General features: G+C 73.8%; 13 protein-coding genes. 1 reads left to right on the forward strand and 12 read right to left on the reverse strand.

Going from position 1 to position 16549, the window contains the following annotated elements:
* The coding region (locus ADY01_RS19780; protein ID WP_049575182.1) for an AMP-binding protein at window positions 1-1783 on the reverse strand (1783 nt) is incomplete at its 3' end.
* A 504-nt stretch (window positions 1784-2287) separates the two neighbouring features.
* Between ADY01_RS19780 and ADY01_RS19785 the strand changes: the two genes are divergently transcribed.
* The gene (locus tag ADY01_RS19785) at window positions 2288-3328 is read left to right on the forward strand and encodes a TauD/TfdA family dioxygenase (RefSeq protein ID WP_063784289.1); all 1041 of its coding nucleotides are present in this window, start codon (window positions 2288-2290) and stop codon (window positions 3326-3328) included.
* A 12-nt stretch (window positions 3329-3340) separates the two neighbouring features.
* Here ADY01_RS19785 and ADY01_RS19790 read toward each other — a convergent pair whose 3' ends face one another.
* The 11 genes from ADY01_RS19790 to ADY01_RS19840 all read right to left on the reverse strand — a co-directional run.
* Entirely contained in the window at window positions 3341-4606 is a 1266-nt protein-coding gene (locus ADY01_RS19790; RefSeq protein WP_063784290.1) for a threonine synthase, read from the reverse strand.
* Window positions 4603-5574 carry an ornithine carbamoyltransferase gene (locus ADY01_RS19795; protein WP_049575184.1) on the reverse strand — a complete coding sequence of 324 codons (972 nt, stop codon included), beginning with the start codon at window positions 5572-5574 and terminating at the stop codon, window positions 4603-4605. The genes ADY01_RS19790 and ADY01_RS19795 overlap by 4 nt, the downstream gene beginning before the upstream one ends.
* The gene (locus ADY01_RS19800; RefSeq protein WP_063784291.1) at window positions 5571-6599 is read right to left on the reverse strand and encodes a hypothetical protein; all 1029 of its coding nucleotides are present in this window, start codon (window positions 6597-6599) and stop codon (window positions 5571-5573) included. Before ADY01_RS19800 ends, ADY01_RS19795 begins: the two co-directional genes overlap by 4 nt.
* A 73-nt stretch (window positions 6600-6672) precedes the next feature.
* Complete coding sequence (locus ADY01_RS19805) at window positions 6673-7473, reverse strand: M15 family metallopeptidase (protein ID WP_049575208.1); 801 nt, start codon at window positions 7471-7473, stop codon at window positions 6673-6675.
* Window positions 7474-7559: 86 nt separating this feature from the next.
* Window positions 7560-8864 carry a sialidase family protein gene (locus tag ADY01_RS19810; protein ID WP_053171005.1) on the reverse strand — a complete coding sequence of 435 codons (1305 nt, stop codon included), beginning with the start codon at window positions 8862-8864 and terminating at the stop codon, window positions 7560-7562.
* Window positions 8861-10456 (reverse strand): sulfatase, encoded by a 1596-nt coding sequence (locus tag ADY01_RS19815; protein WP_063784292.1) that lies wholly within the window; start codon window positions 10454-10456, stop codon window positions 8861-8863. The genes ADY01_RS19810 and ADY01_RS19815 overlap by 4 nt, the downstream gene beginning before the upstream one ends.
* On the reverse strand, window positions 10453-11388 hold the full coding sequence (locus tag ADY01_RS19820; protein WP_049575189.1) for a dihydrodipicolinate synthase family protein: 936 nt from the start codon (window positions 11386-11388) through the stop codon (window positions 10453-10455). The genes ADY01_RS19815 and ADY01_RS19820 overlap by 4 nt, the downstream gene beginning before the upstream one ends.
* Before the next feature lie 39 nt (window positions 11389-11427).
* Entirely contained in the window at window positions 11428-12954 is a 1527-nt protein-coding gene (locus tag ADY01_RS19825) for an ABC transporter substrate-binding protein (protein ID WP_049575193.1), read from the reverse strand.
* Between the two features lie 11 nt (window positions 12955-12965).
* A complete protein-coding gene (locus tag ADY01_RS19830; RefSeq protein WP_049575195.1) occupies window positions 12966-13922 on the reverse strand; it encodes an ABC transporter permease in 957 nt (318 codons plus the stop codon).
* On the reverse strand, window positions 13922-14800 hold the full coding sequence (locus ADY01_RS19835) for an ABC transporter permease (protein ID WP_049575198.1): 879 nt from the start codon (window positions 14798-14800) through the stop codon (window positions 13922-13924). Before ADY01_RS19835 ends, ADY01_RS19830 begins: the two co-directional genes overlap by 1 nt.
* The coding region (locus tag ADY01_RS19840) for an ABC transporter ATP-binding protein (RefSeq protein WP_049575213.1) at window positions 14797-16549 on the reverse strand (1753 nt) is incomplete at its 5' end. The genes ADY01_RS19835 and ADY01_RS19840, both read right to left, overlap by 4 nt.

The raw sequence follows: 16549 nt of genomic DNA on the forward strand, positions 1-16549 counted from the left end.
GCTGGGGAACGTCGGTTCGCAGGACGGCCGCCGCCGGGAGGGGGAGCCCGGGCGGTGGCGCGCGATCCACCACGAGGGCGGCGGCACCGGAGTCGGACAGGATGCCGGCGGCTCGGCTCGGTGACTCGCCGGGGATGAGCGGCAGGTAGGCGCAGCCGGCCTTGAGGATGCCGAGGACGGCGGCGATGAGGTCGGGCGAGGGCGCGGTCCAGACGGCGACGACCTGGCGCGGCCGGACCCCTGCCGCCGCCAGGCGGTGCGCGATGTGGTCGGCGCGCTCGTCGAGTTCGCGGTAGGTGAGCCGTTCGTCCCCGAAGACCAGGGCGGTCCGGTCGGCGTGGCGGAGCGCCGAGGCCGCGAAGCGCTCGTGGAACAGGCCCGGCGCGCCCTTGGACGGCACCTCCGGGGCCGGGCCGCCGGAATCCAGGGCCGGGCCGGCCGAGAAGGCGCCGATCGCGCGGCGCTCGCCGGTGCCGAGCCACTCCAGGGCGCCGACGGCGGCCTCGGGGCGGCGCGCGGCGCTCAGCGCCAGCGTGCGCAGGCGATCCAGGAGGGTGGCGTCCGGCGCGGCGTCACCGCCCGCCCCCGGCGCGCGGTGCAGCTCGGCCCTCAGTCCGCCGGGCAGCCGCAGGCAGGTGAGACGGCCGGCGGAGGGCTCGCCCTCCGCCTGAAGCAGCTCGACGGCGAACGTGGTCCCTCCGGCGCTCCAGGTGGCGCGGGCGTCGGTGTAGCCGAACACCTCACGGAAGTACGCGTTCTCCGGCTTTCCGGCCGACCGGCAGCACGCCGCCGCGTCGAAGTGCTCCTGCCACTCCCGGTGTTCTTCGAGAGCGCGGCCGGTCCGGCGCGCGAGGGCGGCGAAGGACTCGGCGAGGTCCACCCGTCCCGTGAGGGGCACGCAGCGAGTCAGCGGCCCGAGGACGTGGGCGAGTTCGGCGTGGGCCCGGCCATCGAGCAGCACCCCGAGGGCGGGGACGCCCTGCGGGGCGGCCCGCCACCGCAGGATCTGCCAGCAGGTCAGCAGGAAGACCTCCGTGGACTCCCCCAGGGCGGCGGCGGCCCGGTCGACGAGTTCCGCGTCGGAGGCGTCGAGGTGGGCCGACGCGACGGTGGGGGCGACGGTGGAGGCGGCCCCCGTTCCGTTCGCGGCCGGTTCCGCGAGCGCCGGCGCGAGGCCGGCGGACGCCGTCGCCCAGTAGTCGCGACCCGCCTCGCCCGCCGGGGAGTCGAGCACGTCATGGATCCACTCGGTCACATCGGCGTACTGCGGCGGGTCCTCCGGCGCCGGTCCCGGCGTCCCGCAGCCCTCGGCCACCTCGCGGCAGAGCGCGAGCAGCGTCCCGGCGTCCGCGCACAGCGCGGGCAGACTCAGCACCAGCTGCCGGTCGGCGCCCGAGAGCGTCACGAGGTCGGCGCGCGGCGCGGGATCCTCCGTCCGACGCCGGTGCGCCTCCACGAGCGCCTCCAGCGCGGCGGCCCGGGCCGCCGGGTCCTCACCGGACAGGTCCGTCAGGCGCGTCCCGGCCAGGGGGAGGTCGTGGATCACCTGGAGGGGGAAGGCGAGCTCGGGGAGGGTGCGGAACGACGTACGGAGCATCTCGTGCCGCTCAGTCGCGGCCCGCAGGGAAGCCTCGATACGCGCCGTGGGAACCGGGCCCGACACCGAGAGCACCACCACCGACCGGGCGTGCCGAGCGGTACGCCATATCCGGTTCTGGAGCGGTGAGGTGCGAAAGCCCTCGATTCCCGGCTCGGTGCCCGCCGCGGCCTCGTCCGTCGTCACCTGCAATTCTCCTGTCCCGAATAGAAGGCGTAATGCCGCCGCCTGCCCCGGTTCCCTGGAAGAAGAGAGAAAGTTCTCCGGAAAAAGACAGCCGAGGGCTACGACTCCGGATACAGACGTGAGGATCTTCGCCGCATGACGTGATGAGTGCGCGGGGAAACGCGAGTCTTGACGGGGTGACACACTGAATCAGTGGCAGCGCATGCGAGCGGGTCTTACCTCCGTGTCAAGACTTCTGCGGTGAATCCGTGAACTTCGGCCGAAGATACACAGCCGTGAATAGGCCGTCAAGAGCATGGCTGTAGCCTGCAATAAACGGAAGCGTGGGTTCTGTGCCTGCCCAACTCGGCACGAAACGCCACCAAGGCCCCCCATCTCGCCCTTACCGTCGCGCTGTAGAATCTCCCGCGCCCGGCGAAGGAGACGAGAGGCATCCCGGAATGGGAAGGCGCATGACGGCTCATTCATCACAAATGGGGAAGCGGCAGTGGAATGGAGGCATCGATGAGTGAAACAGGCATTCCGTCGCCACGCGGTGCGCGGCGCGCCAGGAGCCGTGTCCGGCCCGACCAGCTCGTGACCGTCACCGCCCCCGACGGCCCTCCCGGTCATCCCCCCATCGCCGCCCCGTCCGTGGCGGGTGTGCGGCTCGACGCGTGGACCGCGGCGAACAAGGCTGTCGTCGAGCGGCATCTGCTGGCGTCCGGCGCGCTGCTGTTCCGGGGCTTCGAGGTGCGCGAGGCCCCCGAGTTCGAGCGGGTGCTCGGCGGCCTGTACGGCGACCTGGTCGCGGAGCACGAGCGTTCCTCGCCACGCCACCAGATCGCCGGGAACGTCTACACCTCGACCGACCACCCGCCCGACCAGCCGATCTTCCTCCACAACGAGATGTCCTACGCGACGCGGTGGCCGCTGCGCCTCGGCTTCTGCTGCCTGACCCCACCGGGCGGCGGCGGACAGACGCCCATCGCCTCGATACGCGAGGTCACCGCGAGCGTCCCCGAGGCCGTCCGCCGCAGGTTCGCCGAGAAGAAGGTCATGTACGTCCGCAACTACGGGCGCGGCTACGGCTTGTCCTGGCAGGAGTCGCTCGGGACCGGCGACCGTGCCGAGGCCGAGGCGTACTGCCGCGCGGCCGGGCTCACGGCCGAGTGGGGGGACGAGGACCACCTGCGCACCCGCCGGGTCTCCGAGGCCACGGCCCGGCACCCCGACACCGGCGAGGACCTGTGGTTCAACCACGCCGTCTTCTTCCACGCCTCCACCCTGGAGCCGTCGCTGCACGCCGCCATGGCCGAGGAGCTGTCGCCGCAGGAGATGCCCACCAACAGCTTCTACGGCGACGGCACGCCCATCGAGCCCGACGTCCTCGACACCCTGCGCGCCGCCTACCAGCGGGCCACGGTCGCGTTCCCCTGGCAGCGCGGCGACGTGCTCCTGCTGGACAACATGCTGAGCGCGCACGGCAGGGCGCCGTTCTCCGGTCAGCGGCGGGTCGCCGTCGCGATGGCGCGGCCGGTGCGCGCCGACGGCGCCGCCGCCTGACGCGCCGCCGCGTCAGCGGCCGTCGTCCCCCAGCAGCCGGGTCAGTTCGGCTTCGAGCGCCGCGTCACCGCCGGGGTCCGCGACGACCGGGCGGCTGCGGTCCAACGCCGCCAGCGGGTCCTTGAGCCCGCTGCCGGTGTTCACCACGGCCACGCACTCGTCCTTCCCCACCTGCCCGTCCGCCAGCAGCCCCGGCAGCGCCGCGGTCGTGACCGCGCTCGCCAGTTCGGCGAACACCCCGCTCGTCCTGGCCAGCAGGTTGACGGCCTCCATCGCCTCCTCGTCGGAGACGACGCTGACGCGGCCCCCCGTGTCGCGCACGGCCCGCAGGGCGCGCCTGCCGTCCTGCGGCACGGCCACGTTGATGCTCTCCGCCCGGCTCCGGGCCGCCGCGCCCTCCGGCGCGTGCGCGCCCGCGCGCCACGCCTCGAAGAGCGCGGGCGCCGCCGCGGACTGCACCGCGATCAGCCGTGGCATCCGGTCCGTCCAGCCCATCGCCAGCGCGTCGGCGAAGCCCTTGTGCATGCCGGTCAGGATGTTCCCGTCCCCGGCGGGCACGAGCACCACGTCGGGCGCGCGCCATCCCCGCTGTTCCGCGATCTCCAGGGCGGCGGTCTTCTTCCCCTCGGCGGTGTACGGGTTGAAGGCGGTGGTGCGGCAGTACCAGCCCTTGCGCCGGGCCATGGCGAGGCTCAGCTCGACGGCCCGGCCGTAGCCCCCCGCCACCTCCGCCACCACGGCGTCGCAGGCGCGCAACTGCGCGATCTTCGCCGGGGGCGTCCCGCGGGGCACGAACACCAGGCAGCGCACCCCCGACGCGGCGCAGCAGGCGGCGAGCGCCGCCGCGGCGTTGCCGGTGGAGGCGGTGACCACGACCCGTTCGCCCAGTTCCCGGGCCTTGGCGACCACCAGTGCGCTGGCGCGGTCCTTCAGCGATCCCGTCAGGTTCCGCCCGTCGTCCTTCAGCAGCAGGCGCCGGATGCCCAGGTGCCGGGCCAGACGCGGCAGTTCCGTCAGCGGCGTCCAGCCCACGCCGTCGAGGCCCGGACGTCCGGCGGAGCCCACCGGCAGCAGCGCGCGGTATCGCCACATGGACGGCTCGCAGGCGTCCACCACTTGGTCCGGCGGCCGGCCCGCGCCCGCGCGGGCGTAGTCCGTCACCAGGTCGAGCGCCGCCGTGCCGGGACAGGACGGGCAGGTGTAGCGGACGGCGTCGAGCGCGAAGTCCGCGCCGCACACGGAGCAACGCCAGCGAAAGCGCGCGGCGGGCGCGCTCACGCGTCGTCTTCCACGACGTGCTCCAGCACCGCCATGGCGCTGGACAGCTTCATCCGCGCCTGTGCCCACGCCAGGGAGCGCTCGCCGTCCAGCACCGCGCCCGCCACCTCGTCACCCCGGTGGGCGGGCAGGTCGTGCATGAAGACGGCTCCGGGGTAGCGGCCCATGAGCGCCTCGTCGACGTAGAACGGCCGGAACCTCTCGCGCCACGCGGGGTCGGCCTTGCTCGTGCCCGTCGTCTGCCACCGCGTCGTGTACACGGCGTTTACGTCGGCGGGCAGCCGCTCCATGTCGTGGACCTCCTCGATCACCGTGCCGCGCGCTCCCGCCGCCCGGGCGGCCTCGGCCAGCAGCGCGGGCGGCAGGCCGTAGCCCGGCGGGGTGGCGAAGGTCGCGCGCACGCCGGGGACGAGGGCGAGGCCGCGGGCCAGCGCGGCCGCGGTGTTGTTGCCCTCGCCGACGTAGAGGAACGACAGCCCCGGCAGCGATCCGAAATGCCGCACCAGGGTGGCGATGTCGCAGACCGCCTGCGTCGGGTGCTCCTCGGCGGCCATCGCGTTGACCACGGGCCTGCCCGCACCGCGCGCCAGCCGGCGCATCTCGGCGAGCGGGCCCGCCGTCCGCACCACCAGGGCGTCGAGCATCAGGCCGAGGATCCGTCCGGTGTCGGCGAGGCTCTCGCCGGTGGCCAGCTGGAGGTCGGCCGGACCGTAGGCGATGGGCGTGCCGCCGAGCCGCAGCGCGGCGACGGTGAACGCGGTCCTGGTGCGCGTCGAGGTGGCGGTGAAGAGGATGCCCACCGCCCTGCCCGCCAGCGGGCGCGCCGCGGGGCGCTGGTCGCGGTCGAACTCGACGGACCGCCGCACCAGTTCGGACAGCGTCTTCTCGTCCACGTCGCTCAGGCTGAGCAGCCCGGCCTCGGAGGGCGGGGCGGCCCCGGCGTCCGGCGTGCGGGGGGCCCGCGTCATTCGCCCTCCTCCGCCGCGCCGAGCAGGTCGATGCGGGTGCCGATGCCGTCCGCCTCCGCCGTTCGCCCGATCGCGTCGACCATCCCCACGTCGAGGATCGACATGCCGAAGGGGTTGCTGACCACGACCCCACAGGTGGGACGGGACGCGGGAACCTCACCGGTCAGCACCTCGCCGAGCGACCCGGTGATCCCGCCGTCCGCCGCCACGACGACGCGCTCCTGGAGCAGCCGCCCCAGGATCCTGCGCGGGTTCTCCTCGATCAGCCCCAGGTCGTCCACCCAGAGCCGCTCGGCCTTGACGAAGACGTCCTCGCGCAGGTCGTCGAGCGAGACGTGCGCGACGAAGGTGCCCGGCCGGAACCAGTCGTGGGAGGCGTACGGCCGGTCCGACACCGTCAGTGTGATCACGACCTGGCTCGCCGCCGCGCAGGAGCGTGCCGACGGCTCCGTCCGGACGGTCACCGACGGCACGTGCGCGGCGGCCCACTCGGTGAACGCCGCGGCACGTTCCGGAACGATGTCGTGCACGTGCGCCCGGCCGACATCCGGGAAATACCGGGCGATGAGGGCGAGATGGCTGCGGGCGAGCGCCCCGCAGCCGATGATCGACACCGCGTCGAAGGTCTCCGGCCCCAGATGCCGCAGGCTCGCCACCGTATAGGAGGACGTGCGCAGCGCGCTCACATACCCTGCCTCCGCGAGGAGGTAGGGGCGCGCCGTCTCCGGGTCGAACAGGATGGACATTCCACCGGCCCGTTCCATTCCCTTCGACGGGTTGCTCACGGCCGCGTTGATGAGCTTTATCCCGTAGGCCGGCTCGGGGCCGGTGAGCGCCCCGAGCATGGCTATGGATCTGCTGTAGGCACCCTCCGAGTTGTTCCACGCCATATAGCCTTCGGCGGGCAGCATCACCTGGCCACGGGCATGACGGCGGAGAATGTCCTCCGTCACTTCCACCGGATCCAGCCGCGCCGCGCAGCGCCGCACCTGAGCCCGGTCGAGGACACGTACTTTCTCCGGCATCCACCCTCAACTCCCTCATTCACAGGGGGTAAGTCTGACATGGGTGCCGCCCTCGCGCGCCGGGTCGCCCGCGTCAGGGGGTCAGTGACCGGCAGTGCACGGGGAAGTCGAAGTAGGTGTCCGGGTAGGTTTCCGGCACGTAGGTGTAGTGCCACCATTCATGTTCGTAATTGACGAAGCCCACCTCCTCCAGGGTCTCCCTCAGCAGGAGCCTGTTGGCCCGCTGCTCTCCCTCGACGCGGGGATCCAGCGTGTGGCTCAACGTGTCGAAGCAGTCGTACCCCGTACCCATGTCGATGGAGTTGTCCGGGAAGCGCTCGCCCAGCGGGGCGGCGCAGTCCGTCAGCGGTTCGCCGGGCACGTACGGCCGCTGCTCGGCGGCGGGGAGGCTCACCAGGGTGAGGTCGACAGTGCTGCCGCGGCTGTGCCCCGAGCGAGCGGCGATGTAACCGTCGTCGAAGAGCCGGGACTTGTCGACCCGCGGGTAGAACTCCTCCCTCATGCGCAGGTCGTCGAGGTCCTCGGCCCAGTCGACGAACTGGTCGACGGAGCGCTGCGGGCGGTAGCAGTCGTACACCTTCAGGCTGTACCCCTGCTCGCGGAGGGACTCCTGCGCCTGCTGCAACGCGGCGGCGGCGTCCTCGGTGAGGAGGCACAGGGGCATCCGGTAGCCCTCGATCGGTTCGCCTATGAAGTTGTGCGCGGTGTGATAGCGGATGTCGTGCAGGATCGTCGGATCCACGTGGGAGAGCGCGACGAAGTCCTCGGGGGCCTTGGGCTCGGGCTCCGCCCGAGCCGAGGTGGTGGTGCTCGCGGCGAGCAAGGTGACGGCTGCCAGGACGGTGAGGTGCCGTAAGGCGGATGATCGCATCATGATCTCTTCTTTTATCAGGGTGCGCGGCTCGCCGGTGGTGAATCGCGCACCCGATCCGGGTCCGTCGCGCGGCGGGGACGGCGCGTTCACGGACGGTGTCCGGGAGCTCCCGCTCCCGGCGCGCCGTGGTCGGCGTCGTTCCCGTGGCCGGTGAGCAGCGGTCCCGGGACGCGGGCGAAGGTGATCCGCTGGTGCGCCGGCGGGTTGGGCTGCTCCGCGGAGGGCACGCCGTTCTCGTAGAGCACGCCGACCGCGCCGCGTTCCAGTCCGACCAGGTCGGAGTAGCCGGCCGGAGCGCTGTTGACCAGCAGGGCCGACTCCCAGGAGGTGGCATCCTCGCTGGTCCACAGCGTCAGGTCGCGCCGGGCGTCGGGGCGTCCGGGGCCCGCGTAGAGGAGGCGCTCGCCGCCGTCCAGCGCGAGCACCGACCCCTGGACCACCGGGCCCACCAGGTCGTCGACCGGCTGGTAGGGGCCGTCGAACGAGGCGCCGCCGTCGCTGCTGGTGGTGGCCAGCCGGGTGGCGGGGCTGGTGCCCTGCTGGTCGCGGGCGTTGAAGTACACGGTGCCGTCGGCGCGTTCGGCGACGGTGCTCTCGTTGGGGTTGTCGACGCCGGTCAGCGGGGTGTCCACGCCGCCCAGGTGCCAGGTGGCACCGCCGTCGTCGCTGTAGAGGGAGTGGGCGCCGAACAGCCTGTCGTCCAGGCAGTCGATGCCGGAGCCCTCGGGCGGGGCGACCGAGTGGTTGCCGGGGATGACCAGGCGGCCCTCGTGCTCACCGTGTTCGAGCTGGATGGCGTGGCCCGGACCGCCGACGAAGTGCCGCCAGTTGCCCGGCCGGACGTCCTGGGTGATCTCCTCCGGCGGCGACCAGGTGAGGCCGTCGTCGTCGCTGTGCTGCACGAAGGAACGCCGGGTCTGCTGCGCGTCGGCGCGTCCGCAGCGTACGTCGGCCGTGCTGACGTCGCCGCCGGTGCGGGTCGTGTTCAGGATGAGCCGGCCGGTGTTCCGGTCGAGCACGGGGACCGGGTTGCCGGCCTTGTTCGCCCCGGCGTCCCACACCACGATCAGCGGTCCCCAACGGGCGCCGCCGTCCGTCGACCGCTTGGCGACCAGGTCGATGTCGCCGTCGTCGCCCGAGCCGCTCGTCCGCGCCTCGGCGAAGGCCACCAGCGTGCCGTCGGCGGCGCGGACCACCGCCGGGATGCGGAAGGTGTGGTACCCGTCCTCGCCCTGCTCGAAGACGGTGGACTGGCGGATGGCCCGGTGGGCCTCCTCGGACGCGGCGGCGCCCGTGGGGGCGAGCAGCGAGGCCGCCAGCGCGGCCGTGATCAGCGGCGCCAGGCGGGTCGCGGTGCGCTGATCGCCACCGGTCGCGGTACGGGGGGTCATGGGCGTCCCTTCTGTTGGTGGTGGGGGTGGTGCGGCTCCTGCGCGCGCTCCCGGCCGGCCGTCGGGGCGTTGGGGTGGTCGGGCGCGGGCGACCGGGCCGCCTCGCGCACCGCGGCGGCGAAGTGGGCCGCGTGCTCGGCGCGGCGGGCCGGGTCCCGCGGCGGCACGTTCGGCGCCTCGATCACCGCGGCGTCCTCGTCCAGGTACGGGGGCGGCGGGGTGTCGAACGCCACCCAGCGCAGGAGCCGTTCGCGCAGATCCGCGGCGACCGCGCCGCTGTCCGGGGCACCGAGCCGGTTCCGCCGCTCCAGCGGGTCCTCGCGCAGGTCGAACAGCGCGTCGTCCGCGGGGTCCGCGCCGACCAGGAGCTTGTGGGTGCGCGTCCTGGCCATGGCCACCGCGCCGCCCCTGCGGTTCTCCGCGAAGACGCAGTCCCGCCCGGCGCCCGGGTCGGTCAGGTCATGACCCGGCAGATCCGGGGGCGGCGGCACGCCGCAGGCGGACAGCACGGTGGGCGCGAGGTCGACGAGCGAGACCAGCGCGTCGTTGCGCTCACCGCGCCGCGGCCGGGTGCCGGGCGCCGCCGGGTACTTCACCACCAGCGGCACCCGGACCAGCGGGTCGTACAGCGGCCCGTTCTTCAGCAGCAGGTGGTGGAAGCCCAGGTACTCGCCGTGGTCGGAGGTGAAGACGATCATGGTCTCGTCGTACAGGCCGCGCCGCCGCAACGCGTCGACGAGACGGCCGATGTGGTGGTCGAGGTGGGTGATGGAGCCGTAGTAGTGCGCCATCACCCGGCGCAGCACCGGCTCGGTGAGCCCCTCGTAGTCGAAGTAGGCGTCGCGGTGCCGCAGGTCGGGCGGCGGGATCCGTTCCGTCCAGCCCGGTGGCAGCGTCAGCGCGTCCGGGTCGTACAGCTCGTCCCAGGGGGCCGGCGGGTCGAACGGGTGGTGGGGCTTGATGAACGACACGTGCAGCAACTGACCGCCGCCGGGCTCCCAGCCGGCGACCTCGCGCAGCGCGCGGTCCCCGATCCAGGTCGTCGAGTGCCACTCCTCCGGCAGGTCGGAACGCGCGGTGCCGTAGCTCTCCCAGTAGGAGTCCGGCGCGGCGGGGCGCAGGTGCTCCTCCTGGTCGAGCAGGTCCAGGACGGGGGTGATCCCGGCGGCGCGCAGGTCCCGGTGGTAGTCGTCGTCGTACCGGCCGGGACCGTGCTGCTCGGCCAGCAGCATGCGGTCGTATCCCACGTCCAGGTAGGTGGGCGTGAAGTGCATCTTGCCGACGGCGGCCGTCCGGTAGCCCGCCGCGCGCAGCGCGCCGGGGAAGGTGGGCACCGCGGGCGGCAGGGTGCTGTGGTTGGTCCAGCCCGCGTGCTGGTGCGGGTAGAGCCCGGTGAGCAGCGAGTACCGCGACGGGGTGCAGATCGGCAAGGGGCAGAAGGCGTCGCCGTGGAGCACCCCGTCCGCGGCGAGCCGGTCCAGGTGCGGGGTCGCGACATCGGGGTGTCCCGCCGCACCGAGGCAGTCCCAGCGGAACTGGTCGGCCTGGATCAGGAGCACATGGGGGCGCGCGGGCGGGCCCGGCGCCGTCATGCCGTCTCCCGGGGCAGGAAGCCGATGCCGGTGAGCCGGGTCCGCAGGTCCGCCAGCTCCGCCTCGTCCAGGGCGGTCAGCGGGGGCCGGCAGGGTCCGCAGTCGAGCCCGGTGAGCTTGGTCGCCGCCTTGAAACCGGCGAGTTCACCCCGGTAGCCGGACGCGGTGTCGATGGCGCGCTGGGCGAGGAACTGGCAGTCGCGGGCCGCCGCCGTCTCGCCGCGTTCGACGTGGGCGAGCATCCGCAGATACAGGGGGGCGGCGAAGTTGTAGGCGGAGCCGATGGCCGCCCGCGCGCCGAGACCGACCGCGGCCAGCAGAAGCCTGGCGTTGCCGAAGTACAGCTCGCAGCCGTCCCAGGCCAGTTCGAGGCAGCGCTGGAAGTCGGCCAGGTCGCCGTCGGCGAACTTGACGCCGGCCAGCGTGGGCACCGTGCCCCGCGCCGCCTTGAGGAAGGCGCTGGCGGGGATGGCGACCCGGGTGACGGAGGGGATGTGGTAGTAGATGAACGGCACGTCGGGGGCGGCGGCGGTGAGCGCGGCGCAGTAGTCCGCCAGCGCCTCGGCGTTCGCGGGCCGGTGGAAGTAGGGCGCGACGGCCGATATCGCCCGCACCCCCGCCAGCCTGGCGTGCGCGGCGAGCGTCCGGGCCTCGGCCAGGCTGGCGTGGCCCACGTGCGCGATGACGTCGAAGCGCCCGGCTGCGACCTCGCACCACCGTTCGAGCAGGGCCATCCGTTCCGCGGAGGTGAGCGAGGCCCCCTCGCCGGCGGTGCCGCCCACGTACACCGCGGGGCAGCCCCAGCCGGCCAGGGCATCGGCCTGCTCGCGCACGGTGTCCAGGGCCAGGCCGCCGTCCTCGTCGAACGGGGTGAACACCGCGGTGAGCAGGCTGGTCACCGGGCTGGTCGGGGGGGAGTCCAACGCGTCCATGCAGGACCTTTCCATGTCGGTTTCTCGGGCGTCCGCGGGTCAGGTCCGGCGCAGGCCGGTCAGCACCAGGAAGTCCCGCGGGTCGACGGCGAGTCCGGCCACGCCCCGGTCGAGCGCGGCCAGCGACGGCCTGGTGGCGATGCCCACGGCCCACGCCTCGTCCAGCAGCACGTCGTTGAGCCGCGCGAACGCCGCCCGCTTGGCGTCGTCGGCGGTGGCGGTCCTGGCGGCGCCGACCGCCCGGACGTAGCGGTCGGGCACCCCGTCGCCCAGCAGCACGTTGGCCTCGCCCGGCAGCATCTGCCGGCCCCTGGCGACCAGCGACGGGCTCCGCAGGTTGTTCGGCTGGGCGGCCACGCAGGACTGGAGCCGGCTGCCGAACAGCTCCTCCAGGAAGGTCGCCTGCTCCATCGGCTCGATGGCGAGGTCGAATCCGATGCGGGCCAGGTCGGCCTGGATGATCTGGAGGATCTCCACCGCGCCCGGCTCGTCCCCGACGCCGGCGGTCGCCTCGCGGGCACCGCCGGACGCGTCGACGGCCGCCTCGGCGGCGGCGAGGTCGAATCCGTGCGTGGTGAGCCGCGCCGGGTCGAAGGCCGGGGACTCCGGCATGAACGCCGTGTAGATCGGCTCGCCCATGCCGAAACCCACCTGGTCGATGATGCGTTCGCGGTCGATCGCGCGGGCGACCGCCTGCCGGAGCGCCTTGTTGTCGAAGGGCGGCATGGTGGCGTTCATGAAGAACAGGTTCATCCGGCCCTCGCCCTCGACCGGGCGGTAGTGGCCGCGCAGCCGCTCCGCGTGCCGCAGCGCCAGGTACACGGCGCCGTCGAGGTCCCCGGACTCCAGGGCGCTGACCATCGCCTCCTCGTCGCGGAAGAAGCGGAACTCGACCTCGTCCGCGGCGGGCCGGGCCCCGTCCCGGTAGTCGGGATTCCGGGTGAGGACGAGACGCTGGTCGCGAGCGAAGGACGCCAGGCGGAACGGGCCGGAACCGGCCGGCTCGTTGGCCAGCGACGCCGAGTCGTTGCGTTCGGCGGGGATCACGGGGAAGGCGAACATCCAGTCCACGACGAGTTCCCTGGGGGTCGGCTCGACGAAGTCCACCCGCACGGTGCGCGGGTCCAGCGCGGTGGCCGCGTCGATGAACGTGGACGGTTCCGCCAGCGTGAACGCCGCCGCCGGGTCCTTGGCACGGGCGACGCCGGCGACGACGTCCTCGGCCGTGACGGGGCGGCCCGCGCCGAAGCGGCTGTCGCGCAGCGTGAGGGTCACCGAGCGGTCGTCGTCCGCGAACTCCCATGCCTCGGCCGCGGCCGGGCGCGGCCGGTAGTCGTCGGCGTAGTCGACCAGGTAGCTGTAGAAGGCGTGGATGTGGATCGCCGAGTTGGTCTGGTACGGGTCGAACTGCATGATCTGCGTGGTGCCGATCCGCAGCCGGCCGGACGACCGGCCCGGGGGCGCTCCGCAGGCGGTGAGCAGCGGCGCGCCCAGGGCGCCGGCCCCGGCGAGGCCCAGGGCGGCGAGGAGGGAACGCCGGTGCGGCCACGGCGGGTGGGGGACCATGACGGGCTCCTTCACTGGGATCGGGCGAGCCGGACCCTGGGGTCGAGCCATGCGTAGAGGAGGTCGACCAGCAGGCTGAGGGTGAGGAAGGCGGCGATGACGAAGAGCACGCCGCCCTGGACGACGGCGTAGTCCCGTTCGCCGATGGCGGTGTAGAGCAGCCGGCCGAGGCCGGGGTAGTTGAAGACGGCCTCGATCACCACGGTGCCGCCGAGGAATCCGCCGAGCTGGATCCCGACGACGGTGACGGTGGGCAACGCGGCGTTGCGCAGCGCGTGCCGCCGGATCACCTCCGGCTCCGGCACGCCCTTGGCCCGCGCGGTGCGGACGAAGTCCCGGCCCAGCACCTCGCTCAGGGACGCCGCCAGGAAGCGGGCGGTGACGCTGGAGGTGTGCACCGCGATGGCGGCGGCCGGCAGGATCAGGTTCCGCCAGGTCGCGGCCGGGTCGTCCCAGACCAGCACGTGGTCGCTGGCGGCGGGCAGCGCCCGGAGCCGGACCGCGAAGACGATGATCAGCAGGAGCCCGAGCCAGAACGCCGGCACCGCGAGGCCCGCGGTGAGGTACGCCTTCAGGGCGCGACCCGCCGCGGAGCGCGGCGACAGGGCGACGGTGAGGCCGACCGGGACCGCGATCAGCACGGTGAGGAGCATGGCGAGCGCGGCCAGTTGGACGGTGGCGGGCACCGCGTCCAGCAGGGTGCTCGTCACCGGTTCGGCGGAGAAGTAGGAGGTGCCGAGGTCGCCGGTCAGCGCGTTGCCCAGCCAGCTCGCGTACTGCTGGACCACGGTCCGGTCCAGGCCGAGCCGGGTGCGGGCCGCGGCCAGTTCCTCGGGACCGGCGTCCGCGCCGGCCAGCACGGTGGCGGGGTCTCCGGGCAGCGCGAAGATCAGCGCCCAGACGGCGACCGAGCCGAGGAAGAGGACGATGCCGAACTGGAGGAGGCGGCGGACGAGGTAGGCGTACATCACAGGGTCCCTTCGCCGGCGCCGCTCGCGGACCCGGTGCCGAGGGCACGGCGCAGCCCGCTGCCGACCCGGTCGAGGCAGAAGACCGTGAAGACCAGGCAGAGACCGGGGAACACGCCGTACCAGGGGCTCTGGTAGAGGTAGGCGCGCGCCGCCTGGAGCATGCCGCCCCACGAGGCCGCGGGCGGCGGGTTGCCGAGGCCGAGGAGGCTCAGCCCGGCCTCGGTGACCACCGCGAGGGAGGCGGTGACCACCAGCTGGATGAGCACCGGATTGAGCACGTTGGGCAGCACGGTCCTGACCATCACGTCGGGGGCCGGCGCGCCCATGCCCCGGGCGGCGACGACGAAGTCGCGCTCCCTGATCTCCAGGGTGGCCGCGCGCGTCAGCCGGGCGAACTCCGGTACGGCGCCGATGCCGATGGCCAGGATCAGGTTGGTCCGGCCGGGGCCGAGCAGCGCGACGACCACCAGGGCCAGCAGCACGCCGGGCACGGCGAGCAGCAGGTCGACCAGCCGCATGGCCACCGCGTCCACCCATCGGCCCAGGTAGCCGGCGAGCAGGCCGAGCGGCACGCCGATCAACGCCCCCAGCGCCGCCGCCCCGACGCCGACCAGCAGCGAGCCGCGGGCGCCGTACAGCACCCGGGAGGCGATGTCCCGGCCGAGCTCGTCGGTGCCGAGCGGGTGGGACAGGGACGGGCCGAGCAGGTTGTCCGCACCCTGCGCGTCGGGGTGGAAGGGCGCCACCCAGGGCGCCAGGGCCGCGACCACCACGAGCAGCAGCAGACCGGCGGCGCCGATCACGGCCGACCGGGAGCCCGCGTACCTGCGGAGCGCCGCGAACCGCGGCCGGGCGGGAGGGCGGCGAGGGGTCATGGCCGCCGCCCGTTGTCCAGGGACCGGGCCGGATCGAGCCGGTCGGCGAGATGGCAGGCGGTCGAGCCGCCGTCGATCACCCGCAGCACGGGCTCCGACTCGGCGCAACGGGCCTCGGCCAGCGGGCAGCGGGTGCGGAACCGGCAGCCGGACGGCGGGTCGGCCGGGCTCGGCACCTCGCCGCCCAGCGGGACCCGCTGGCGTTCGGCGCGGCCGGCCGGGTCGGGGACCGGCACCGAGGCGAGCAGCGCCGCCGTGTAGGGGTGGCGCGGCGACCGGTAGACGCGTTCGACTCCGCCGCTCTCGACGATCCTGCCGAGGTACATGACGGCGACCTCGTCGGCCACCTGACGGACCACCGACAGATCGTGACTGACGAACAGGTAGGCCATGCCGGACTCGGCCTGGAGGTCGGCCAGCAGGTTCAGCACCTGGGCCTGGACCGAGACGTCGAGCGCCGAGACCGGCTCGTCCAGGATCAGCAGCCGGGGTTCGAGGGCCAGGGCCCTCGCGATGGCGACCCGCTGGCGCTGCCCGCCGGAGAACTCGGCCGGGAACCGGTCCGCGTGCTCCGGGCGCAGCCCGACCCGTTCGAACAGGCTCAGCACGCGTGCCCGCCGCTCGGCGCGGCTGAACCCGCCGGCCAGCCGGAGCGGTTCGGCGACGGTGTTCCCCACGTTCTGCCGCGGGTTCAGCGAGGCGAAGGGGTCCTGGTACACCATCTGCACCCGCTGGCGGATGCGCCGGAGTTCACCGCGCCCGGCGGCTACCAGGTCGCGTCCCTCGACGGTGATGTCGCCCTCGGTCGGGTCGACCAGCCGCAGCAGCATCCGGGCCAGGGTCGACTTGCCGCAGCCCGACTCCCCGACCAGGCCGAGGGTCCGGCCGGCGCCGATCTCCAGCGACACCCCGTCCACCGCGCGCACCCAGCTCCGCGCGCGGGAGAACACGCCGGCGCGCACCGGGTACCGCTTGTGCAGGTCCCGCACGTGGAGAACCGGGCCGCCCTCCGCGGTGGCCCCGCGGGACGCGGCGGCGGGGGAGGGCCGGGGTGGCTCGCGCGTCAGCACCGCGGCGGCCTCGTCGGGGAAGTGGCAGGCGCTGCGCGCGGCACCGGTGCCGCGCGGCTCGGGACGCAGCTCGGTGCACCGCGGGCGGTCCTTGCCCACCGGGCAGCGCGGAGCGAACGCGCAGCCCGGCGGCGGGTCGACGAGGTCGGGCGGCAGTCCCGGGATCGGGACCAGCCGGCCGACCCGCGCGTCCAGCCTGGGCAACGAGGCCAGCAGCGCGGCGGTGTACGGGTGCCGGGGCCCGGCGAAGAGGGCGGCCACCGGCCCGGTCTCCACCACCCGGCCGGCGTACATCACGCACAGGCGGTCCGCCGTCTCTGCCACCACACCGAGGTCGTGGCTGATCAGCACGGTGGCCGCGCCGGTCTCCTCGGCCGCCACCCGGAGCAGTTGGAGCACCTGCGCCTGCACGCTGACGTCGAGCGCGGTGGTGGGCTCGTCGGCGATCAGCACCTTCGGCTGGTTGGCGATGGCCATGGCGATCACCGCCCGCTGGCACATGCCGCCGGAGAACTGGTGCGGGTAACCGTGGTAGCGCTGCTCCGGATCCGGCACCCCGACCCGCGCCAGCAGCTCCACCGCGCGGGCCCGGGCCGTCGCCGTGGACAGCGCGCGGTCGTGCACCAGCAGCGCCTCGGCTATCTGGTCGCCGACCCGCTGCACCGGGTTGAGCGCCGAC

Origin of the sequence: Streptomyces sp. SBT349 (genome assembly GCF_001083795.1) — a bacterium.
Classification (GTDB): Bacteria; Actinomycetota; Actinomycetes; order Streptomycetales; family Streptomycetaceae; genus Streptomyces.